The organism is Sedimentibacter hydroxybenzoicus DSM 7310, from assembly GCF_013403245.1.
Lineage (GTDB): Bacteria > Bacillota > Clostridia > Tissierellales > Sedimentibacteraceae > Sedimentibacter > Sedimentibacter hydroxybenzoicus.
This window is the reverse complement of sequence record NZ_JACBNQ010000003.1, coordinates 75,563-96,807: the sequence shown is the minus strand read 5'-3', so window position 1 is coordinate 96,807 and position 21,245 is coordinate 75,563. Positions and strand designations below refer to the sequence as shown.

Annotated in this window: 25 protein-coding genes; all 25 read right to left on the bottom strand. The window is 33.1% G+C overall.

The genetic code is table 11. The features are described from left to right. Nucleotides 1–107: 107 nt before the first annotated feature. On the bottom strand, nucleotides 108–788 hold the full coding sequence (locus tag HZF24_RS05335) for a TetR/AcrR family transcriptional regulator (protein ID WP_179237246.1): 681 nt from the start codon (nucleotides 786–788) through the stop codon (nucleotides 108–110). A gap of 181 nt (nucleotides 789–969) precedes the next feature. Continuing rightward, nucleotides 970–1,680 (bottom strand): iron-sulfur cluster repair di-iron protein, encoded by a 711-nt coding sequence (ric, locus tag HZF24_RS05330; RefSeq protein ID WP_407695745.1) that lies wholly within the window; start codon nucleotides 1,678–1,680, stop codon nucleotides 970–972. An 86-nt stretch (nucleotides 1,681–1,766) separates the two neighbouring features. After that, entirely contained in the window at nucleotides 1,767–2,255 is a 489-nt protein-coding gene (locus HZF24_RS05325; protein ID WP_179237244.1) for a pyridoxamine 5'-phosphate oxidase family protein, read from the bottom strand. A gap of 197 nt (nucleotides 2,256–2,452) precedes the next feature. Next, nucleotides 2,453–3,091 carry a zf-HC2 domain-containing protein gene (locus tag HZF24_RS05320; RefSeq protein WP_179237243.1) on the bottom strand — a complete coding sequence of 213 codons (639 nt, stop codon included), beginning with the start codon at nucleotides 3,089–3,091 and terminating at the stop codon, nucleotides 2,453–2,455. Next, complete coding sequence (locus tag HZF24_RS05315) at nucleotides 3,088–3,567, bottom strand: RNA polymerase sigma factor (RefSeq protein ID WP_179237350.1); 480 nt, start codon at nucleotides 3,565–3,567, stop codon at nucleotides 3,088–3,090. Before HZF24_RS05315 ends, HZF24_RS05320 begins: the two co-directional genes overlap by 4 nt. 135 nt (nucleotides 3,568–3,702) lie before the next feature. Further along, nucleotides 3,703–4,470, bottom strand: a complete 768-nt coding sequence (locus HZF24_RS05310) for an epoxyqueuosine reductase (RefSeq protein ID WP_179237242.1) — start codon at nucleotides 4,468–4,470, stop codon at nucleotides 3,703–3,705. A gap of 33 nt (nucleotides 4,471–4,503) precedes the next feature. Beyond that, nucleotides 4,504–5,148 (bottom strand): cyclase family protein, encoded by a 645-nt coding sequence (locus HZF24_RS05305; protein WP_179237349.1) that lies wholly within the window; start codon nucleotides 5,146–5,148, stop codon nucleotides 4,504–4,506. 203 nt (nucleotides 5,149–5,351) lie between these two features. Then, entirely contained in the window at nucleotides 5,352–6,338 is a 987-nt protein-coding gene (locus tag HZF24_RS05300; protein ID WP_179237241.1) for a M42 family metallopeptidase, read from the bottom strand. Nucleotide 6,339: 1 nt separating this feature from the next. After that, a complete protein-coding gene (locus HZF24_RS05295) occupies nucleotides 6,340–7,353 on the bottom strand; it encodes a M42 family metallopeptidase (protein WP_179237240.1) in 1,014 nt (337 codons plus the stop codon). Next, nucleotides 7,344–8,384 carry a M42 family metallopeptidase gene (locus HZF24_RS05290; RefSeq protein ID WP_179237239.1) on the bottom strand — a complete coding sequence of 347 codons (1,041 nt, stop codon included), beginning with the start codon at nucleotides 8,382–8,384 and terminating at the stop codon, nucleotides 7,344–7,346. The genes HZF24_RS05295 and HZF24_RS05290 overlap by 10 nt, the downstream gene beginning before the upstream one ends. A 163-nt stretch (nucleotides 8,385–8,547) precedes the next feature. Then, the gene (gene ispH, locus HZF24_RS05285; RefSeq protein WP_179237238.1) at nucleotides 8,548–10,860 is read right to left on the bottom strand and encodes a 4-hydroxy-3-methylbut-2-enyl diphosphate reductase; all 2,313 of its coding nucleotides are present in this window, start codon (nucleotides 10,858–10,860) and stop codon (nucleotides 8,548–8,550) included. Nucleotides 10,861–10,864: 4 nt separating this feature from the next. Beyond that, nucleotides 10,865–11,449, bottom strand: a complete 585-nt coding sequence (locus HZF24_RS05280; RefSeq protein ID WP_179237237.1) for a lysophospholipid acyltransferase family protein — start codon at nucleotides 11,447–11,449, stop codon at nucleotides 10,865–10,867. Further along, complete coding sequence (gene cmk / locus HZF24_RS05275) at nucleotides 11,439–12,098, bottom strand: (d)CMP kinase (protein ID WP_179237236.1); 660 nt, start codon at nucleotides 12,096–12,098, stop codon at nucleotides 11,439–11,441. Before cmk ends, HZF24_RS05280 begins: the two co-directional genes overlap by 11 nt. 119 nt (nucleotides 12,099–12,217) lie before the next feature. Continuing rightward, nucleotides 12,218–13,084, bottom strand: coding sequence for a MurR/RpiR family transcriptional regulator (locus HZF24_RS05270; RefSeq protein ID WP_179237235.1), 867 nt, complete (start codon nucleotides 13,082–13,084; stop codon nucleotides 12,218–12,220). A gap of 4 nt (nucleotides 13,085–13,088) precedes the next feature. Further along, nucleotides 13,089–13,628, bottom strand: coding sequence for a 2-oxoacid:acceptor oxidoreductase family protein (locus HZF24_RS05265; RefSeq protein WP_179237234.1), 540 nt, complete (start codon nucleotides 13,626–13,628; stop codon nucleotides 13,089–13,091). Nucleotide 13,629: 1 nt separating this feature from the next. Next, a complete protein-coding gene (locus HZF24_RS05260; protein ID WP_179237233.1) occupies nucleotides 13,630–14,457 on the bottom strand; it encodes a 2-oxoacid:ferredoxin oxidoreductase subunit beta in 828 nt (275 codons plus the stop codon). Next, entirely contained in the window at nucleotides 14,457–15,596 is a 1,140-nt protein-coding gene (locus HZF24_RS05255) for a 2-oxoacid:acceptor oxidoreductase subunit alpha (protein ID WP_179237232.1), read from the bottom strand. The genes HZF24_RS05260 and HZF24_RS05255 overlap by 1 nt, the downstream gene beginning before the upstream one ends. Continuing rightward, nucleotides 15,586–15,807, bottom strand: coding sequence for a 4Fe-4S dicluster domain-containing protein (locus HZF24_RS05250; RefSeq protein ID WP_179237231.1), 222 nt, complete (start codon nucleotides 15,805–15,807; stop codon nucleotides 15,586–15,588). Before HZF24_RS05250 ends, HZF24_RS05255 begins: the two co-directional genes overlap by 11 nt. Nucleotides 15,808–15,995: 188 nt before the next feature. Beyond that, complete coding sequence (locus HZF24_RS05245; protein ID WP_179237230.1) at nucleotides 15,996–16,568, bottom strand: class I SAM-dependent methyltransferase; 573 nt, start codon at nucleotides 16,566–16,568, stop codon at nucleotides 15,996–15,998. 2 nt (nucleotides 16,569–16,570) lie between these two features. Then, a complete protein-coding gene (locus HZF24_RS05240; protein WP_179237229.1) occupies nucleotides 16,571–17,281 on the bottom strand; it encodes a pseudouridine synthase in 711 nt (236 codons plus the stop codon). Nucleotides 17,282–17,354: 73 nt separating this feature from the next. After that, nucleotides 17,355–18,401, bottom strand: coding sequence for a D-alanyl-D-alanine carboxypeptidase family protein (locus HZF24_RS05235; RefSeq protein ID WP_179237348.1), 1,047 nt, complete (start codon nucleotides 18,399–18,401; stop codon nucleotides 17,355–17,357). Between the two features lie 40 nt (nucleotides 18,402–18,441). Further along, nucleotides 18,442–18,822, bottom strand: coding sequence for a hypothetical protein (locus HZF24_RS05230; protein WP_179237228.1), 381 nt, complete (start codon nucleotides 18,820–18,822; stop codon nucleotides 18,442–18,444). 345 nt (nucleotides 18,823–19,167) lie between these two features. Further along, entirely contained in the window at nucleotides 19,168–19,569 is a 402-nt protein-coding gene (locus HZF24_RS05225) for a hypothetical protein (protein WP_179237227.1), read from the bottom strand. Nucleotides 19,570–19,809: 240 nt separating this feature from the next. Then, entirely contained in the window at nucleotides 19,810–20,523 is a 714-nt protein-coding gene (locus HZF24_RS05220) for a DUF4367 domain-containing protein (protein ID WP_179237226.1), read from the bottom strand. After that, complete coding sequence (locus HZF24_RS05215; protein WP_179237225.1) at nucleotides 20,513–21,073, bottom strand: RNA polymerase sigma factor; 561 nt, start codon at nucleotides 21,071–21,073, stop codon at nucleotides 20,513–20,515. Before HZF24_RS05215 ends, HZF24_RS05220 begins: the two co-directional genes overlap by 11 nt. Nucleotides 21,074–21,245: the final 172 nt, after the last annotated feature.

Genomic DNA, 21,245 nt, shown 5'->3' with positions numbered 1-21,245 from the left:
CTGCGTTATCGCTTGTTAAAAGGGGGGTAGGACATAAAAAATATCACAAATTATTATTTCCCATAATTTGTGATATTATTCTTAAAGTACCATATATTAATAACTAATTAATTCTGAAGCCATGTATAGTTTTGTTCTAAATATAAAAGTATGTCTTCTGAATCTATCGTATCAGCAATTTTCATGGATTCTTCATTTGTTATTTTTATTTCACTTTCGCTAATCTTCAGCATTGTAAATAATAATTTATTAATTGTTGTTGCCAACTTATCATACGTCATTTTAATTTCTTTTTCTTTCATACTGAGAATCAGCTCTGCTTCAGCGCCAACCGCTGCTGTAACAGCTAAATTAAGCTGGTATTTAGTTATCGGAATATTGAAATCTGTTATTATTTCATAACAAATATCAACAGTTTTTATAATTTTAATTTTTGTTAATGTACGACACATCATCATTTCGTACAACATATCACTAAAATATTGCTTTGAATTCATGGTCCTTATAAATAAAATATTCAATGTAGCATAGTAAGTAAGACCGTCAATTTTATCTTTATAATTACAGTCTAAATAGTTCTTTATGCCTGTTAAAATATCTGTAAACATTTCAAGGATTATATCTTCTTTTTGCCTGTAGTAGTAATGCAAAAGCCCTTTATTAATGCAGGACGCACTTGCTATTTCTCTGGTTGTTGTATTACTGTAACCATTATCTCTAAAAAGCATAAATGAGTTCTTCAGAATATTCTCTTTTTTAATAAATGCACGGCTTATTTTGATCACCATCCGATTAATTTTAGTAAAAAGTTTAGTTATGTCAATTATTATACAATAATAATGATAACGTAACAATACTAAATTATCAGACAATCATACCGTTAAGCAGGCAACCCAAATTTTTAATTTGGTGTCTCCGCTTACACTAAAATGATAGGATAAGCTTCGAATTATCCTATCATGCGATTAATTATTTATTAAGCAAGTTCCTTAATCTTGGAAATAATATATTGTTTTCTAAATGAATGTGCTGGAATACGTCAGATTCTAAATCATGAAACTTTTGATAGGTTAAATCAAATGTTTCACAGCCACCCTCAGGCATTGTGAAATCATTGGTGATTTTCCTTAGCTCTTTTAAAATATCACCTGCGTTAGTATGCTCCGATTCAAGGTCGTCAATAATATCAACCGCTTTTTTCAGGTCACTTTGTGAATTTGTTCTTTCGTACTCTTTAATAGCAGGGTATTGTATAGTTTCTTCCTTGTTTAAATGCTCCTCCAATTCCATCTTTAATGTGCTAAACAATTTATGGACTTTTGAAAGCTCAGAATAATGAGGACCGTGAACTCTTAAAATTGTAGTTGAAAGCTTACTTATTTTAGGTAGTTCTGACCACAAATAAGCATGATGCTTGTTTAAAATCTGTTCTATTATTTCACTCGTTGAAGCTTCTGCCCAGTTTTTATCCTTTGCATTTGCTTCGTAGATTTCATACTCAGAATTAATTTTATACAGCAATTCTGATTCATTAATATTCTGTTCATTTATGGCTTCACTCAGAGGTCTGTTTCCTCCGCAGCAAAAATCTACTCTGTATTCTTTAAATATATCTGCTGCCTTTGGAAATGCATTAACTATTTCACCTATTTTTAGTGTACTGTTAAATCTATTCATCATATACCTCCATTTATTTTATTTAATTATTATGGTTTAATTATACAAATATATAAATGAAATTAATATGATTTAAATCAAATTTATAGTTAATTTGATGACTTTATAATCTCAATTGCTGCCTTGCCCGTCATATGCTCGATTTTGATTTCAATTAGGCACACCCTATCCCATGTTTTTTTAATTTCTTCTTCCCCTTCTTCGATAAAGTCAGGCGAATACTTTTCAACTAAGCTGCGAAGGGCTTGTAGTCTTTCGGCTTCATCCGTAAGAATTCTTGCTCTTCCAAAAATGGATACACTTCTAAAGTGAGTGGTAAATGTTTTTTGTATAACATCATCTCTGTCTATTACACAAAATGTTACTTTATCATTTTTATTTATGCCGTCAATTTTATGTCCTTGCTTTGCACTGTGTATGTACAGCTTGCCGTCATCATAAGTATAGCTTACCGGAACAGTATAAGGATAATCATCATCACCGGCAACTCCCAAAACTCCGGATGTGCATGAGTTTAAAATTTCTATCGTTTCTTCATTGGATAATAATTGTTTTATTCTTCTCATTTCTCTGAACATGGTTGGTCTCCTCGTAATTAGTAGATTCAATAAGGGCACTGCCCGTCACTCTATTGTATCACGATATTATAAAATAAAAAATATCAATTTGAAAAAATTTACAGGAAGTTATTTGGAAATTACAAAAACCTAAAATACTCTGAAATATTTTCGTGATATTTTCTATTTCTTTCCCATAGTAGTATACAATATTAAAATCAGCAAGAAGTTAAAAAGAATATCATTAATATGATGCCTAACTCTATAACAACCCACATAGACATATAAATCATGTTGAGGTTCTCTTTTACAATGTCAGAGATTATTGAGTTTCCTGTATTTTCCTGAACTTTGAAATCTTCAGTAATTACAGTACTTATTATCCTGTATTTTCGATTGAATCCTTTAGTAAAGATGGCCTCACCGTTTACATTTGTTCTTGTTTGATCTTTAAATGAAGCTATAAGTATATTATCTATTTCTTTTATCTCAAGCATATAAGGCTTTATTGAATATTTAGGCAGAAAATCTGTTATTCCTGCCGCAAGAACATTTTTATCATTTGTGTACTTAAATTCAGTTTCATATAGCATGTACGACAAGATAAGTGCCAATATAATTGTAAATAGTGCGGCTAATTTTCTTGTTATTCTAACTTTTTTAAGAAATTTCAGCTCCTTAACCGGTACCTTTACAGTGCTTCTAATTTCTGAATTCATCTGTTCGTACGTTTTTTTGCAATCTTCACAGGCAGACATATGATGCTCTATTTCTTGATTTGATTCATTGCTGGTCAGCTTTTCGATATAGTTAGGCAGTAAATCCTGAACAATGTTGCATGATATTTCTCCTTTCAATCCAATCCCTCCTTAGCTAATTTTTGTTTTGCACGATAAAAAGTAACACGAGCCCAAGTTTCATTTTTATTTAATATTTCTCCGATTTCCTTAAAGCTCAATTCTCCCGTAAGTCGCAGATACATCACTTCTCTCGTTTTTTCATCCAAGCTCTGTAATTTCTGAAACAATTCAACCTTTGACTCATTAATCAGTATTAAGCTTTCAACATGCTCTTTTGATTCAAGACTGTCGGATATCTCGTCAATAGGGCAAGAAATATTTTTTTTTCTTTTATTTAATTCTTTATACCACAGATGCTTTGAAATCTGGCAAAGCCAGACAGATATTTTGCAATCACCTCTGAATTTGTCATATGTTTTTATTGCCTGGCAGAAGGTTTCTTGTGTCAATTCTTCAGATAAATCAACATCATGAGTCAAGCAGAATAAATACTTGAAAACCGTTTGAAAATATTCATTATAAAGTTCATCCATATTCTGCACTCAACCACCTCCTATTAATAAGTACTTTTAAAAATTATTTCGTTACAAAAATAAAAAATATTTAATGAAATATAAATATGACAGTAAGGTACATCCCTACTGTCATCCTCGTAACCGTTAATTAAATCAACTAATAATTGGATTTTTCGTGGAGCATGGAACGTTAACAAGGCATTTGCCGCATACGTCCGCTACACCATCTATGTCAGCGTGAAAATTATCGTTGTACAGGCACATTTCATAGCATTTAAACCTGTCAAAGCCTTCATCTGTCAACGCATCATTCACACACTTGCTTACACACTTTTTACATATATTGCTATGCTTGTACAGGCAATTCTCGCTGTTTTTTCTCTCGGTAGGCTCTATTTTCAAATCTGTAATGAAGGTTCCTATTCTGCCGCAGCAGCCCTTGTCCGTAATCAGCATGTTGTTTATTCCAAAAGTCCCCATACCTGCAACATATGCAACATGCCTGTGGGACCAGTCGCTTATTAGCTTTTCTTCATTAAAATTATGAGTTGCCGGTATAATATTTGATTTATGCCCTGTTTTTTTCAATTCATTTTTAACATGAGTGTTTAAATCTAAAATCAATTGATTTGTTTCTATGTACGCTACAGCCCAAATTTTTGAACATTCTCTTCCTTCGATATTGCTGTTTACTATCGACCTGTCGAAAGGCAAAAAATACGCTACAACTGTCTGAGCACCCGGCATTAAATCTTTTGGAAGAGCATGGGTTTGACTGACCGCTTCCTTAAGAATATTAAACATTTCATCATTTGCATCCGCATAAAAAATTAATGGTTCATACCACTTGGTCTGTACATTTTTAATTTTCGGATATTGCTCAACATATTTTTTTATTATGTATTCGATTTTGCTTTTCATTTTCACCTCCATAATTTGATTTTAGTTATATATTTAGTTTAGCATAGCAATTGCCCTAATTGGTGCGCCGTCAGAATTTTCGAATTTTAAAGGAAGGGCACAAAATGTAAACGGCTCCTGACCTATTTTTTCTAAATTTGTTAAGTTTTCAATAACTACTATGTCATTTTCAGCAAATAGTTTTTTATGTATCGATAAATTTACATCTGAAATAGGATCGATACCGATTACATCCAGACCTACACCCTTTTTATTGCTTTTGATTAAATAGTCTGCAACATCATAAGTGATATAAGGATATTTTCCAAAATATTTATTTGTACCCCAATACTTATCCCAACCGGTATAAAATAAAATGAAATCTGCTTTATCGGCTTTGGATCTGACATTTTCTATGTATTTAAAGGTAATTTGCTGTCCTTCTGTCAAGTCGCTGCAATCAATAACCAATCCTTGTCCGACAAAATGTTCCACGGGGAATGAATCTAAGGTTGTTCGGTGTGCAAATAAATGAGCCGGAGGATCCATGTGTGTTCCCGTATGAGAAAACATTGTTAATAAGGTTTCCTTGAAGCCATCATTTTCATACGTATTTGCGGCTTTCAGTTTAGGCCTTTCGGTTCCCGGATAAACAGGCATATCAGCCGAAATTGTATGCGTTAAATCAATTATTTTCATTTTTTCACTTTCTTCCATAAGATTTATGTTAAAATTTTCGTTCAATTTTATGTTATCACATAATTTTAGAAACAACAAGAAATTCCTGGTAAAGAAAAATTATAACCGTATCCTGAAAGAGATACTTAAGAATCATCTTATTTGATAAATTGCATAGATAAAGTGCCGGTGAGAATGGTAATCACCGGCACATAAATTATTTCTTATTTTTTAATTACTTCTATAACTAATTTAATGCATTCCAAAACGTCTGATTTGCTGAAAATTTCACCCGAGGTGTGTATGTTTCTTGTAGGTATGGAAATAGCTCCGCTTGGAACACCTTCTCTTGATAAATGAATCGGTCCTGCATCAGTACCGCCATGTTCAAGAACTTCATATTGATATTTAATATTTTTTTCTATGGCTAAATCGGTCAATAGGTTTTTAATCTCAGGATGAGTTATGATGTACTTATCCATTATTTTGATTGCAGCACCTTCTCCAAGCTTAACATCCATTTTTGTGCCATTATCAGTGTCTCCGGTATCTGTTACGTCTACCGCTATTGCCAAATCCGGGTTAATCTGATAAGCAGCTGTTTTTGCACCCCTGCATCCCACTTCTTCCTGTACCGAAAATACATAATAAACATCATTATCTGTTGAAGGATGGTTTTTTAAAGCCTCTATCAGTATGTAACATCCGATTCTGTCATCTGCTGCTCTGCAAATTACACAGTCATCTGTTTCATAATACTCTGATTTAAATACGCACATATCACCGGTCTTAAAGTTATTTTTCACGAAATCCTTGGAGGTCGAAGCGACATCAAGGAAAAGCTTGTTCATTGTTATTTTCTCTTTATCCTTAATTTCTTCGGAGCATACTACACCCTCCAAACCATTGTCAAATATCATTCTGAGTCCTAATATTTCCTTTGCACTGATTCCCCCTACGTTTGAGAATCTAAGGAATCCTTTTTCATCAACGTGAGTTATAATCAGGCCTATTTGATCCATATGAGCCGAAAATAATATTTTTTTACCGTTACCCTTTTTTCTTACTATTAAATTACCTAAGGCATCTACGTTTATTTCATCTGCATATCCCTTTATTTCATTTATAATTAATTCTCTTATATTGTTTTCTCTACCTGACGGAGAAAAACAATCCGATAATTTTCTCATTAATTCACTGTTATAATTCATTTTATTCCCCTTTCTGATTATCTAATATAACTAATTTGGCTAGTTGTACAACGCTGTTATAATCATTTATGCTGGCAACATTTACCGATGAGTGAATATATCTGCACGGAACGGATATAGCTACGACCTTGGAACCATCCTTTGTCTTATGAATCGGCCCTGCATCATTGCCGCCTGCCGATGATTTTCTCAACTGATATGGTATATTATTTTCTACTGCAATTCTTTCAACTTTTCTGACTTCATTTATATCATAAAGCGTGGAACTGTCCATAAGGGAAATCGCTGCTCCTTTGCCTATTGAAGTTACTTTTGAATGGTCTTTTATTTCCGGCATATCCGCAGAAACAGTACCTTCCAACACTATGCTAAAATCAGGGTCTAAGCTGTATGCTGCTGTCTGAGCTCCTCTGCAGCCGACTTCTTCCATAACTGTAAAAACTCCGTAAAAATCTGCATCCAGCTTCATACTTAGAAGTTCTAACAAAGCGCTGCAGCCGGCACGATCATCCAATGCTTTTGCTTTTATTAAATCTTCTCCGAATTCCACATAATCACTTTTAAATGTTACATAATCGCCTATGTTAACAAGCTTTTCGGTTTCTGATTTCGAATCTGTACCTATGTCTATATATAGCTTATCAATGGGAATCGATTTTTCTCTTTCTTCCCCCTTCATTAAATGAACGGCTTTTGAACCGATGACTCCGTTAATTTTATTTTCACCGATAGTTACAACCTTCGAATTTAATACTCTTTGATCTATGCCTCCCACTGCCTGGAATTTAATAAAGCCATCTGAATCTATGTGTGATACGATTAAGCCAACCTCATCCATATGTGCGGCAACCATTATTTTTTTATTTTTTTTACCTTTATTGTGTGCTATAACATTGCCAAGCTTATCAACATAAAACTCGCAACCTATTTCTTTCAATTTATTTTTTATATAATTTCTTACCTCATATTCATTTCCTGATACGCCGGAAAGTTCAGTTAATTCTTTTAAAAACATAATATTTCCTCCAAATCAGAATTATCAAGCTCATTGATGAACCGGGCTATTGCCCTGCCTGTAATTTCTACGTCCTTTAAGCTTATTGTTTCCACGGATGTATGCATATATCTCAGAGGTATCGATAATAAAATACATGGAACACCTTCTCTGTTTATCTGTATACCCTCAGTATCCGTTCCTGTTGCGGCAGGTGCCACTTCATATTGGAAAGGATAGTTATAATTGTTGCAAGTATCAATAAATTTCTTTGTAAGCTTCGGGTTAAACCTTCCCCCTAAGCAAACAGCGGGTCCCTTTCCTAACTGAGGCACTTCCGAACCCATCTCAGGTGCTTTTCCGAAAGTTACATCTAACGCAATAGCTATATCAGGATTTATTTTATAGCTTGCGGTAATCGCTCCTCTGTATCCGGTTTCTTCCTGAGCCGAGCAGGTATAATAAATATTGCTTTTATGTGATATTTTTTTTAACTCTTTTGCTGTTTCCAGCATAACTGCTACGCAAGCCCTATCGTCAAGAGCCTTTGCTGCTACTACGTCGTCCTGTAATGATACCAATTCTCTTTTTACGGTTGCAACATCTCCTACTGTCACTAATTTTTCAAGTATTTCTTTCGGATATCCCGTGTCTATGTATAGTTCATCTAATGGTACTGTTTTGTCTCTGTCTTCCGCAAGTGTTACGTGCGGAGGTTTGATTCCTATCACTCCAAACACATTTTCTCTGCCGTAAATGATTACATCCTGAGCAATCAGTGACGCAGGATTTATTCCTCCAACCTGAGTGAAGCTTAAAAAACCGTCATCCAATACTTTAGTTATCATCAAGCCGATTTCATCTATGTGAGCTGAAAGCATTATTTTTGCATTGTTTGTTCCTCCAGCTTTAAATATATAACTTCCAACCTTGTCCTTTTCATATGTATCCGTATATGGTTCAAAATATTTAATTAATTTATCGCCATTAATATGCTCAAAACCGGAAACAAATTGTGTTTGGCATATATCCGTTAAAAATTCTTTTAACATTTTACCCTCCTTAGTACGAATTTACTTTGTAAATTCTGATATACAATTGATTTGCGGTTGACATGCAATAGATTAACAATGGAAAAACATAGAGAAAAAGCAATTGATTTGCGATTTAATCAACCGCCTATCAATTGCTTATCAATCGCTTATCTATAGCAAATCAATTATTATTAAGTAAATCTTCAAGAGCGTCGCCTATAGATTCACCTATAGTAAAGTTTGATTCTTCCGGCGTATAGGCTGTAACATTATCATTGTTTAAAGCGTCATCGCCTTTATCTTCCAATACAAATGTTAAGCTTAGATTTTTGCCTTTACTGTCAATTCCAAGAACCTTAGCATCCTTCACTTCGCCAACCTTAACTACTTGCGCAGGTGTTCTTAATTTTTCTGTTGATACTCTTGCTATAGGAATAAAGCTGTCTATGTTTCCATTAACACTCACATGCACTCCATCTAATAAAATACGAGTAACCTCAACAGGTATAATATCATCTTTTTTTATGCTTTTAGTATATACATCAAATGGATGTTCAGTTAATTGTTTTAATCCTAAGCTCACTTTTCTGTCTTTTCTCGTAATGTTTAAGATTTTAGCAGTTACTTCCTGACCTTCCTGCAATACATCTGTTACCTTTTCAGTTCTTGCCCAGTCAAGATCTTTAATATGAAGAAGGCATTCTATTCCGTCTATATCAACAAATGCTCCAAAATCAACGATTCTTGAAACCTTGCCTGTCACAATATCACCTTTTTGATGCTTATCTAAGAATAATGACCAAGGACTTTTTATAGTTGCTTTGTAGCTGAGTGAAAGTTTTCTGTTTTCTTTATCTACATTTTTCACCTTTACACTTATTTTGTCACCTGTCTTAAGAACTTCAGAAGGATGTTTAATTCTTGTCCATGCAATTTCATTAATGTGCAGCAATCCATCTATACCGTCAATTTCAACAAATGCACCGTAATCCTGGATGTTTTTAACTACGCCCTCATATATTTCGCCTTCTTTGATGTTTTCCCAGGCTTCTTTATCTTTTATTTCTTTTTCTATTTTTTCAACAGCTCTTGATGTTAAAACTAATTGTCTTCTTCCCTTGTTGTTTTTAGTTTCCAAAACATTTACTTTTAATATCTTACCAACGTATTCTGATGTATCAACATTTCTTTTTATAGAAATTTGATTTCTTGGAATAAATCCTTTAATTCCCTTTACTTTTCCGTAAATACCGTATTGTGAAGCTTCAATTATAGTTGTTTCAACTACGGTATTTTCGTCTTTCATTTTTTCAAGCTCATTCCAGATCTTACTTTCTTCCAATGGTTTTCTCGTTAATACCACATTTCCGTCTTGGTCTGATACTCTCATTACCTGAGCTTCAATTTCGTCTCCTTCTTTTACTACTTCTGTAAGGTCTGCAACCTCTGATAAGGAATATTCGTCTCTCGTAATAATTCCGTCTGATTTATAATTGATGTTTACAGAAATGGCTTCAGGGCTTACATATATAACGGTTCCTTTAACTCTTTCACCAGTTCTGATATAAGATACTCCACCATAATTTTCAAACAATTCACGCATAGATCCTGCGTTTTCTTGTTCGTTTTTTTCAACCTGTTCATTCATGTTGTTATTTAGGTTTTCCAACATATTAATAACCTCCTCAATTATCCTGTCAGGTGCTGATGCTCCTGCGGATACTCCCACAATAGTATTTTTATCAATATAGTTATAAGGAATTTCCTTATAATTTTCAATTAAGAATGTGTCAGGGCAGATTTTTTTACTCAGTTCATACAGTTTTTTCGTATTAGAACTGGTACTGCTGCCTACAATAAGCATCACATTACATTTTGAAGCTAACTCCAAGGTGGCTTCCTGCCTCTTTCTTGTTGCTGTACATATAGTGTTGTGTACTTCAATATTTAAATATTTCTTTTCATCTATCAAATCAACAATCTTTTGAAATGTTTCGGTGTTAAATGTTGTTTGTGATACAAGACAATACTTTTTATTAAAATCAATTTCAATATTTAAAAATTCCTCTACGGTACTTATTATTGTTGCTTCATTGTTACACCACCCTAATATTCCAAGAACCTCCGGGTGATTTTTGTCACCTGTAATTATTATATTGTATCCGTTATTCTTACATTCTTCAACTATTTTATGTATATTTTTGACTTTTACACATGTAGCGTCAATAAAATCAACATTTTTTTCATTTAATTCGTCAATAATTTGCTTGCCTACCCCGTGAGCTCTGATTAATAATTTTGCGTCACTTTCATCCGGTACATTATCAACTACTTTTAAACCCTTATTACTCAATTCATCGATGACATCTTTATTATGTATTATTTCACCATAGCTGTAAAGCTTTTTTTCAGCATCAAGAGTTTTATTTGCTTTATCTACGGCTATTTTTACACCTGAGCAGAAACCGTTATATTTAGAAATGAAAATTTTCATATTATTACCTATCTTCCAATTTGTATATGTCTCTCAATATCTCTTTGCCTATTTCAGTATACTTCTCAGTACTTGCTTTTCCGTCAAAGATTTCGAAATAATTGGTTTCATCGCCGAAAAATATTTCAATTTTACCTCTGAATTTATATGTACCCTTTATATAAAAAGGTAAAATATTAACCTTCGCTTTATTTGCAATAAGAGCTATACCAGGCTTAGCATTGTCTTCATTATATTGGCGGACCCTTGTTCCTTCAGGGAAAATTCCAAGCACTTTTTTCTGATTAAGTACTTGTAGAGAACTTTTAATTGCTGATAGGGATATTCCCTGTCGGTCAACAGGAAAAGCTCCCAGACCTTTAAAGACGAATCCAAAAAATTTATTTTCAAATAATTCTTTTTTACCCATAAAGTGAATTTGACGCTTCGAAGAAACAGCTAATATGACAGGGTCAATCATTGATATATGATTACCGCAAGCAATTAATCCGTCCTTTGTATCATTAATTCTTTCAGCGTTATGAACTTTTAAATCAAAAATAATAAATACTAAAAATTTAAGTATGGTAACTATTATTTTATAAAACATTAGGTCCTCCGATGATGTCAACTAACTTATTTACTGTTTCTTCTAAACTCATATCTGAGGTATCTATTAAAATAGCATCATCAGCTATTCTTAAAGGTGAAATCTTTCTTGAAGAATCTTTTTCATCACGTTTTTTTATATCTGCGAGAATATTTTCAAGGATGATGTCCTTATTACTTACTACTAACTGATTATATCTTCTGACAGCTCGTACTTCTTCGGAAGCAGTAACAAAAAATTTATAATCAGCATTTGGAAAAACAACAGTACCGATATCTCTTCCGTCTAATATTACATTTTTATTTTCTGCAATTTTTCTTTGAAGATCAACCATTTTATTTCTAACGATGGCCAAAGTTGATATTTTAGAAGCATTAATAGAAATTAGTTCATCTCTTATTAAGCCCTCCACATTTTGACCGTCTAAATAAATATTGTTATCATAGTAATCCACAGTGGTTGAATTAAGCATTTTGCTAATTTTGTCAGAGTTTTCTTCGTGTATATCAATTTTGTTTATGTATGCCTTATATGCTAAAGCCCGATACATTGCTCCCGTATCGATATATTCAAAGTTCAGCTTATTGCTCAGTAATTTTGCAACAGTACTCTTGCCGGCTCCTGATGGTCCATCTATTGCAATTATCATATTTTATTCCTCTCATGCCATTGAAATTAACACTTTATTATTATATATTAAATTGCAGAATATAACAACAAGTTTTTTGCGTACGAAAAGAGGGATAAAATCATCCCCCGTAATTTTAATTATTCGTTTTGGTAAATACTGTGGTTGTCCCAAAGCTGTTCAAGCTTGTTGTAATATTCAACTATGTCGTCTTTTTCCTGAAGTCCTATGTTTATAATCAAATTGTTTATTAAGCTCAGAGGTACAACCAGTGAATCAATAAATGATACTATATTGCTTTTTGCCAAAAGTGAAACATCTGCAAGATTGTGAATTGGTGAAGATTCTGTATCTGTGATTGCAACAATTTTAGCATTTCTCCCCTTGATGAACTTAGTTGCTTCAATAGTTGTTTTTGAATATCTTGGATAGCTTATAACAATCAGTACATCTGTTTCTTTAATACGGATAATTTCCTCATAAAGGGAGTTTACACCACTGTTATTTAAAACTTTAACATTATCAAGTATTACATCGAGATAAAACCCAAGATAATTAGACAATGTGGATGAAGTTCTCAGTCCAAGTATGTATACCTTATCTGCGTTCATAATTAAATCTGTTGCCTTATCAAGCTCCTTGGTGTCAATCGTTTCATACAGGCTTCGCAAGGTATTCATTTCATTTTTAATTATCCTTTTATGAAGCTTGTCTTTATCATTGACAATATCGCTATCTAAGCTTATTCTTTGAACTGTTGTCAGCTTATTTTTAATCAATACCTGAAGAGCTTTTTGTAATTCAGGGAAACCCGAATATCCAATGGTACTTGCAAATCGCACTACTGTTGATTCACTGACATCAACGGTTTCCCCTATTTTAGCTGCAGTCATAAATGCTGCTTTATCATAGTGGTCAATTATAAATTGAGCTATTTGCTTTTGTCCTTTGCTGAATTTATAGTAGTTGCTGTTTATTAAGCTGATTAAATCATTGCTGTTGCTCATAAAATCATCCTTTTATTAATTTAATACCTTCTTCAAAAGCATCTAAGTTTTTATTAACAGTGACAGGAGGAACTCTGTGTGTAATTGAACTAATCATTACATCCTTACTGATAACATCCTGCCCTATGATTGCATATAATGCCCCAACGGAAATTATGTTGGCAACCATGCTTGTTCCTAACTTGCTTTGAGCGGTTTCTAATATAGGCAGCTTATAAATTTTATAATCTGCATCCATATTAATATTAACACATTCATCGACTATAAGTATACCATTTTTATCTAAAGATGCAACATATTTATCATAGGAACTTTGGGTTAAGCATAATAAAATGTTTGGTGTAACCACCTTCGGAAAATTTATTTCATTTTTATTGATTATAACTTCAGCCTTGCTGGCTCCTCCACGAGCCTCAGGTCCGTAGGATTGAGTTTGAATGGCATTAATTCCTTGTTCTATTGCAGCATCAGCCAATATGATGGCTGCAAGTATAATTCCCTGACCTCCGGAACCACTTAATCTAATTTCTATTTTATCAAACAAACTAATCCCTCCTTAACTCTTTGAATTTATCAACAATTACCTGATAGCTTTCAGTGTATTCAGGCTTTGGTCCATTGAAAAATTCGCCGATTAAAATTTTGTTTTCGCCTTTTTCAGGATTTTTTTGGACTACCTTTAAATCCACACAATTATCTTTAAAGTAGCTGTGCATATTAAAGGCATTACCTTTTTTGTTCTTTCTGCCGTAATACGTCGGACATAGGCTCAATCCCTCTATAAAAGAGAAGCCTTTATTCTGTAATCCTTTTTCAATAAGTTTTTGCATTAATGGTGCATGATAAGCAGTTGCCCTTCCGACAAATGTTGCTCCCGCTCCCTGTGCCAATTTACATAAATCAAACGGAACATCAATATTTCCGAATGGGGCGGTAGTGGCAAAATCAGCTGTTGGTGTTGTCGGAGAATATTGTCCTCCCGTCATACCATATATATTGTTATTAAATACGATGGTAGTAATATCTATATTCCTTCTGGCCGCATGAATTAAGTGATTACCGCCTATTGCAGAGCTGTCTCCGTCTCCCATAATTACAATAACGTGAAGCTTGGGATTTGCCATCTTAATTCCGGTAGCAAAGGCAAGAGCACGACCGTGTGTTGTATGCAGAGTATTAAAATCCATGTATCCCGGTGCTCTTGAAGAGCAGCCTATACCCGAAACTACAACGACGTCATCTTTATTCAGTCCTAATTTATCTATAGCTCTGATTACAGTATTCATCAATGTTCCGTGACCGCATCCGGGGCACCATATATGAGTTAATTTTTGTACCCTATAATATTTTTTAGTAATGTCGCTGCAATTCATTATTCTCTACCTCCTGTTACGGCATCAATAATTTCCTGCGGAGTGATTAATTCTCCGTTTACCTTATTAATTTTATTAACTGTACAACTCTTGCATGCAACTCTTTCAACTTCTAAGCTGTATTGGCCTAAATTCATTTCAGCAACATATATTTTGTCTACCTTTTCCGAAACACTTTTAATCTGTTTTTCTAAGAACGGCCAGATGGTTATAGGTCTGAACAATCCTATTTTAATACCTTTTTTCCGTATTTCGTCCACTGCACTTTTTGCAGATCTTGATACGCCGCCATAAGCAACAATTGCTATTTCGGCATCTTCCATTTTATATTCATCATAATAAGACATATCGTCTATATTTTTTTCTATCTTATCTGTTATTCTTTGTATAAGCTTACCTGAAATTTCATTGTTGTTAGTCGGAAAACCGTCTTCTCCGTGAGTTAATCCGGTTACGTGGTAACGGTAGCCTTCTCCGAAGGATGCCATCTTAGGTATCATGTCCTCATCAGGTTTATATGCCATATATTCTTCGGGACTGCAAGTAGGTTTTTTTCTGTCTATTATTTCAATTTCTGACGAATCATTAAATTGTAATTTTTCTCTCATATGACCTACGGTTTCATCCATTAACAGGATAACCGGTGTTCTGTATTTTTCTGCTATATTAAATGCTTTTATCGTATATTCGTAAGTTTCCTGCACTGAGTTTGGAGTTAATGCAACTGCAGGATGGTCTCCGTGAGTTCCCCACTTTGCCTGCATAACATCACCCTGTGCCGGCGAAGTAGGCATACCTGTAGAGGGTCCGCCTCTTTGGACGTTTACAATAACGCAGGGTATTTCAGCTATTGCCGCATATCCGATATTTTCCTGCATTAACGAAAATCCAGGTCCGCTTGTTGCAGTCATTGATTTTAAACCGGCAAGGGAACCTCCGATAATTGCTGCTATACTTGCTATTTCATCTTCCATTTGTATGAATTTGCCATCTACTACAGGTAATTTTTGAGCGGATATTTCAGCTATTTCAGTCGACGGTGTAATAGGGTATCCGGCATAAAATCTCATACCGGCCGCTAATGCGCCCTCAACACATGCTTCATTTCCTTGAATTAACTTATAAGTATTATTGCTCATTTTCTTTCCCTCCTGCTGTGATCCAAATAGCGTTATCCGGGCATCTTAGCTCGCATTGACCGCAAAAAATACATTTTTCCGGGTAGGCAATTATGCATTTATCATTTTCAATAATTAATGTCTTTGTAGGGCAAAATCCTACACATACTCCACAGCCCTTGCACCAGTCCTTATTTTGCAGAAGCACTTTATTATCGTTTTTATTAGACATATAACATCCTCCTATTTCACTCCCTACCATAATAATACCACAAAAAAAAAGCTTTGCAAGAAATATTTCAACAAATCATACATTTGCAAGAATCGATTCATTGTATGCAAAAACAACTAAAGAAAACGTATTACTTTTATAAAAACCGTATGTAAAACAATAAAAATGCAGGACAGTTTTTAAACCTATCATGCATTTTTTTCTACAATAAATATTTCGGGAGGATTGTTTGATTTATTAATTAAGCGGATGTGGAGTACGTTGTATTCAGAGTTGTTTAGAGAAGCTAAAAATTCAGAGATTTTTGTATATTCTTCTCCCGTGTCGTGAGTAATATATGCGGTTATATATATCCTTCCGTTTTTATTTAATAACGGGATCAAGCTGTTAATTGCTGCAACAGTCGTATCTCCATCAGTTTTTATCTTTTTATCAAATTGAGGCAGATAACCTAAATTAAATATACATACATCAAGGGAAGAAATATATTTGCTTATAAATTCATGGGAGTCGTTAATCAGCCTGTAATTGATGTAATCTAAGCTTCCTTTTAACAAATCATTTGTTCGCTCGATTGCCTCACTCTGTACATCGAAGCCGGTAACGTGACCTGTTTTTCCTGCAACATTGCATAAAAACAATGTATCAAATCCGTTACCGCAGGTTGCATCGACTAAATTTAAATTGTCCTTACCCATGTAGCTCATTTTAATTAAATTATGAATAAAACAAACTATTTTTCCATATTTATCATCTATCAATTTTATTTCTCCTTTTTAAGAAAATTAATTTCGTCATTACTTAAATATGCCCATTCTCCCGTCTTCAAATTTGATAAATCAATTTCACCAAATGATATTCTGTTTAAGGACAAAACAGGATGACCCACTGCATCCATCATCTTCCTGACCTGTCTGTTTCTCCCTTCATAGATGCTAATAAGAACAACAGATTTATTATTTTTAAACTCAATTAATTTAACCTTAGCCGGAGATGTTGTATAATCCTCTATATGTACACCTGTTCTGAGCTTTTGTAAGCTTCCTTCGCCAACCTGTCCCTTGACGGTTGCTGAATAAGTTTTATAAATGTGGTACTTGGGATGCATAAGCTTGTTTGCAAGCTCTCCGTCGTCAGTTAATAATAAAAGTCCTGAAGTGTTGAAATCAAGGCGTCCTATAGGGTAAATCCTTTCTTTTATATCGATTAAATCCAAGACAGTCTTGCGTCCAAATTGATCCTTAACAGTCGTTACATAACCTGTTGGTTTGTTAAGCTTAATATAGACGAAATCATTTTTTTCGGTAATTCGTTTGCCGCTAACGGTGACAATATCCTTACCGGGATCGATTTTCGTACCAAGCTCGTTTATTGTTATGCCGTTTACTTTAACATGACCGTTTATAATTAATTCCTCAGCCTTGCGTCTTGAGGTAATGCCGCAGCTTGCAATATATTTTTGTAATCTTTCCAAATTAAACTCCTGTTAATTGCATATTTTTTATATATTATATTATATATTTTTATTAACAGCAAATAAAAAAAGCTTAGTAATCACTTACTAAGCTTCCTGTATGAATTATCTCATCTCCGATATAAACTCTAAATGTACCGCATATGTTTGTTCTTCGATTATTTATAATGTGCGGAACAGTAATTTCACTTTCAAATCTTAATTTATCTTTTTCTTCATCTGCCAATATATAACTGAAGCTCCGGTCGATGAAAACAGGTGTTCCGTCTGCAGCTCTGCCGGCAAATTGTCCTTGTTCAACTATTTGATAGCTTTTATAATTTTCAAATGCCCAGTCAAATATTTTATAGCTGTCCTGGAACCAATTGTTGTCGTTAAGCACAACCACAATAATCTCAGTACCGTCCTTTTCAGCAGATGCAACCAGGCATCGCCCCGCTGCTTTTGTATAACCTATTTTAATTCCCGTTCCGTATTCATATTCATAAACTACTTTATTTTTGTTATAAAGATAAGTATTTAAGCTGTCTGCCTTATATTTTTCCGCAGAAGTAATTTCTTTGAACAGGTCATTTTTCATTGCATGGCTGCTGATTAACGCTAAATCATATGCGGTTGAATAGTGATTGTCGCTGTTCAGCCCGTGGGGATTAACAAAATTACTGTTGAATGCCCCCAGTTCCTTTGCTCTTGAGTTCATCATTTCAATAAACCCACCGTCATTATTTCTTCCCGCAAATTCTGCCAAGGTCTGTGCGGCATCGTTGCCTGAACGAAGCATCGTGCCATACAGTAAATCTCTGATAGATACTTTTTGCTTTGGTTTTAAGTATATACTTGAACCTTCTATCCCAACACAAGAAGCCGGAACTTCAATTTTTTTATCGTAATCCTCGATGCTTTCAATAGCTAAAATAGCCGTCATTATTTTTGTTGTACTTGCTATGGGTAATTTTGTGTCAGGGTTTTTTGAACCGATAATTCGCCCTGATTTTGCGTCCACCACTATGTATGACTGAGCGTAAATATCAGGGATTGCCTCTGCCTTATGAAGGAAGCTGCTATATAATAAAAAGCATGACGTTATTAAGCAAACGGTCCAAATCTTCCGTTTTGGCATCGGTCGCTTATACTGTAAGTGCAATAAAATTTTAAATTTCTTATAAATCACAATCTCTTTTCTCCCTTATTTCCTTTATGAATGTCATTATATTCAATATTGATGATGTAATATCACCTGCAGTTGTTTCATTGTTAATATTTATCGTCCTCACATCTTTATTATTTGTTTCATAAATCAGAATTTGCGGATTCAACTGTAAATTAACGTAGGCAGCTCCTGCAAAGGGTTTAAGATCAACACTTCTGAATTTCTTGTCTATGTCACTTCCTCCTATTACAAAATTCATATTGAGTTTGGAAATAGCAAGATAATTTGTATTGTCATATGTAATCCTGCTGCTTATAAGCTTTTCATTTTCGGTCAGATTATTGATATTATCCAAGGTTGTTTTTATAATACTTTCAATATCGTTACTCATGGTATCCCCTTTCTAAGTTGTTTTTACGTAATAAGTATGCCCTGAATTCAGAAGAAATATAAATAAAAAGCTATATTTAAAGTATTTGCAAGAATATACTATAATATTAAAAAAATAAAAAGATTGAGTTCTGTTCAATACAGAATTCAATCCTAATTAGATGCTTAATTAATTTTCTATACACTTTTTTGAGTAAAATAAATATCCAGTGGCAATTTATTAACAATCAATATATGGACATGAAATAAAAAGGTTATATTAATTATCCCACTCTACATAACGTTGATTTTTGATGATAGTATATTTATTAACATCGATATAGTATGCAAAGTGAATTACTTTTATTTAATAATGTTTTACGCTCGAATATACTTTACTTTCTTCTAGCTTATTATAATCCTCGTCGTAAACTGTTGCAATCACCTCAGTCCTGTAGTCATATCCAGAAATAACGGCATAATAACCTCCAACACTGCATCCTCCTGAGTCAGAACAGTTCCAAGTTTTTATAGTAGTCCAACCACTGGATTTTAACTGTTGTAAATTTACCTGTACTGATACAACATAACCCAAATTACTAGTGGATGCTGTTCCTGATCCATATGCAGTACCTGAATCACTTATACTTAACTCAGATATTACTTTAACTAAATAATCCCATTGAATTCCAACAGTTGACGCAAATGCATTCATAGATAATGCAAAAATTAAGATAAAAACTAAGATGATTTTTAACATATTTTTCATAATTAGCTCCTTATTGTTTCCAGATTTTATATACGACCTAATAATACTAAATAATTACTAATCTTTAATCTATAAGCAATAAAATCACCTCCGAATAAATGGAATATTTCGCAATAATCTTACTATTTATATTTATACTTCATACATATAGACTATTCTTTTTTTTTATTTGCAACAATATTTGAAAAATTCTCAAAAAATAAAAGCCGTATATTTATCTAGCTTTTATTTTTATATGAACTATTTTTTTATACTTTCCGCAACTTTAATAATTTCTGCCTGCGTCATATATCCATCCACTACGAAAATATATTCATCTGAATTAAAAACTAAAATCCTATGTCCATCTTTGCTAAATATATTTCCCTCAAATCCATTGATACCAACATTCGTTATGGTTCTGTTTTCTGTATCTATTCCTGTTTCTGCATCAGTTCCAAAATAACTATAACTAAATATTTCATTATTTTTATTTGCATATAATATTTCAACCCTGACATCAGTAATAAATGTATTTTTAATCTCATAACCTTCCGGTAAATAATGAGGATAGTATTTTGTATCCAATTTTGTTTGAATATCACCGTTACTATTATCCGATAATGATATTAAAGTAAACTTTTCTTTTTGCTCAAAAATAAAATTTAGAACAGTTACTTTAAATGCCTCTACTGTGGTAAATGTTATTGCGAAACCTATCGCAAGCACCCCAATAAAAACCGCGACTTTTAAGGAGACTTTTTTTAATAGTATAAAATTTTTCTTTCTTTTCTCTTTTTTCTCATAGTCTTTTATCATTCCTAGTATTTTTATATCTAATTCTTCCTGATTCGGATTAACTATAGTTTCATCATTTTGAAATTTTTCATATATTTTTTTATCTTCTTCAGATAAAAGTATTGCAGCCTTTCTAAGTAATATTTCTCCGTATTCATCATTAAAGTTATTTTTCATTACATTCACTTCCCTTCAGCCTAACTGCAAGCATCCTTAATGCTCTTGTTTTGTACATCCTAACACTGTTTGTTTGCACACCTATAGTTTTAGCTATTTGTTCATCATCAAATTCATGAACATACTTTAATTTCAGAACCGTCTTATATTTATCAGGCATATTTTCTAACGCAGATATAATATCAGAGGTACTATTTTTTTCTAACACACTTTCATAATCATCATGTGACTCTAAATCAGCTAACTCGGCACTATCTATATCTTTTATATTTTCTTTTTCTTTATATTTTTTTACCAAAAGTGTATAATAAGAGTTCCTAACTATGGAGACCATATAAGAATCCATTTTGCAACAATTTATTTTTTTAACAGCATCAATGCATCGTATTATCTTTTCAAAAGAAATTTGGATTAGTTCATCGGCTTCATCTTTATTTTTTGTTAAACTCATTGCATATTTCCACATAACCTTATTATGTTTTACATACAATTCTTCAATAAACCTTCTTTCATTCTCATCTTTAATAGATGTTATAATTGCAATAGTCATAGTTATTCCCCCATTTATCATATGCATTTCAATAGTGCCTTACTTAATCATATACATGGGCACATTTTTAAAATATATTTTTATATTATATCATTCCATATCTAATTTATCAGTTTTATAGATATCATATCATATAAAATACCATTTTTTGATATATTATTTAATTATTTAA

What these genes read in the sequence shown, in the direction of transcription:
- HZF24_RS05250 (WP_179237231.1), bottom strand. Translation starts at nt 15,807, where the DNA reads ATGTCTAATAAAAACGATAATAAAGTGCTTCTGCAAAATAAGGACTGG.
- HZF24_RS05325 (WP_179237244.1), bottom strand. Translation starts at nt 2,255, where the DNA reads ATGTTCAGAGAAATGAGAAGAATAAAACAATTATTATCCAATGAAGAA.
- HZF24_RS05235 (WP_179237348.1), bottom strand. Translation starts at nt 18,401, where the DNA reads ATGCCAAAACGGAAGATTTGGACCGTTTGCTTAATAACGTCATGCTTT.
- HZF24_RS05225 (WP_179237227.1), bottom strand. Translation starts at nt 19,569, where the DNA reads ATGAAAAATATGTTAAAAATCATCTTAGTTTTTATCTTAATTTTTGCA.
- HZF24_RS05215 (WP_179237225.1), bottom strand. Translation starts at nt 21,073, where the DNA reads ATGACTATTGCAATTATAACATCTATTAAAGATGAGAATGAAAGAAGG.
- HZF24_RS05295 (WP_179237240.1), bottom strand. Translation starts at nt 7,353, where the DNA reads ATGTTTTTAAAAGAATTAACTGAACTTTCCGGCGTATCAGGAAATGAA.
- ispH (WP_179237238.1), bottom strand. Translation starts at nt 10,860, where the DNA reads ATGAAAATTTTCATTTCTAAATATAACGGTTTCTGCTCAGGTGTAAAA.
- HZF24_RS05335 (WP_179237246.1), bottom strand. Translation starts at nt 788, where the DNA reads ATGGTGATCAAAATAAGCCGTGCATTTATTAAAAAAGAGAATATTCTG.
- HZF24_RS05300 (WP_179237241.1), bottom strand. Translation starts at nt 6,338, where the DNA reads ATGAATTATAACAGTGAATTAATGAGAAAATTATCGGATTGTTTTTCT.
- HZF24_RS05230 (WP_179237228.1), bottom strand. Translation starts at nt 18,822, where the DNA reads ATGAGTAACGATATTGAAAGTATTATAAAAACAACCTTGGATAATATC.
- HZF24_RS05315 (WP_179237350.1), bottom strand. Translation starts at nt 3,567, where the DNA reads ATGGATGAACTTTATAATGAATATTTTCAAACGGTTTTCAAGTATTTA.
- HZF24_RS05305 (WP_179237349.1), bottom strand. Translation starts at nt 5,148, where the DNA reads ATGAAAATAATTGATTTAACGCATACAATTTCGGCTGATATGCCTGTT.
- HZF24_RS05255 (WP_179237232.1), bottom strand. Translation starts at nt 15,596, where the DNA reads ATGAGCAATAATACTTATAAGTTAATTCAAGGAAATGAAGCATGTGTT.
- HZF24_RS05290 (WP_179237239.1), bottom strand. Translation starts at nt 8,384, where the DNA reads ATGTTAAAAGAATTTTTAACGGATATATGCCAAACACAATTTGTTTCC.
- HZF24_RS05270 (WP_179237235.1), bottom strand. Translation starts at nt 13,084, where the DNA reads ATGAGCAACAGCAATGATTTAATCAGCTTAATAAACAGCAACTACTAT.
- HZF24_RS05260 (WP_179237233.1), bottom strand. Translation starts at nt 14,457, where the DNA reads ATGAATTGCAGCGACATTACTAAAAAATATTATAGGGTACAAAAATTA.
- HZF24_RS05220 (WP_179237226.1), bottom strand. Translation starts at nt 20,523, where the DNA reads ATGAAAAATAACTTTAATGATGAATACGGAGAAATATTACTTAGAAAG.
- cmk (WP_179237236.1), bottom strand. Translation starts at nt 12,098, where the DNA reads ATGATAATTGCAATAGATGGACCATCAGGAGCCGGCAAGAGTACTGTT.
- ric (WP_407695745.1), bottom strand. Translation starts at nt 1,680, where the DNA reads ATGATGAATAGATTTAACAGTACACTAAAAATAGGTGAAATAGTTAAT.
- HZF24_RS05280 (WP_179237237.1), bottom strand. Translation starts at nt 11,449, where the DNA reads ATGTTTTATAAAATAATAGTTACCATACTTAAATTTTTAGTATTTATT.
- HZF24_RS05310 (WP_179237242.1), bottom strand. Translation starts at nt 4,470, where the DNA reads ATGAAAAGCAAAATCGAATACATAATAAAAAAATATGTTGAGCAATAT.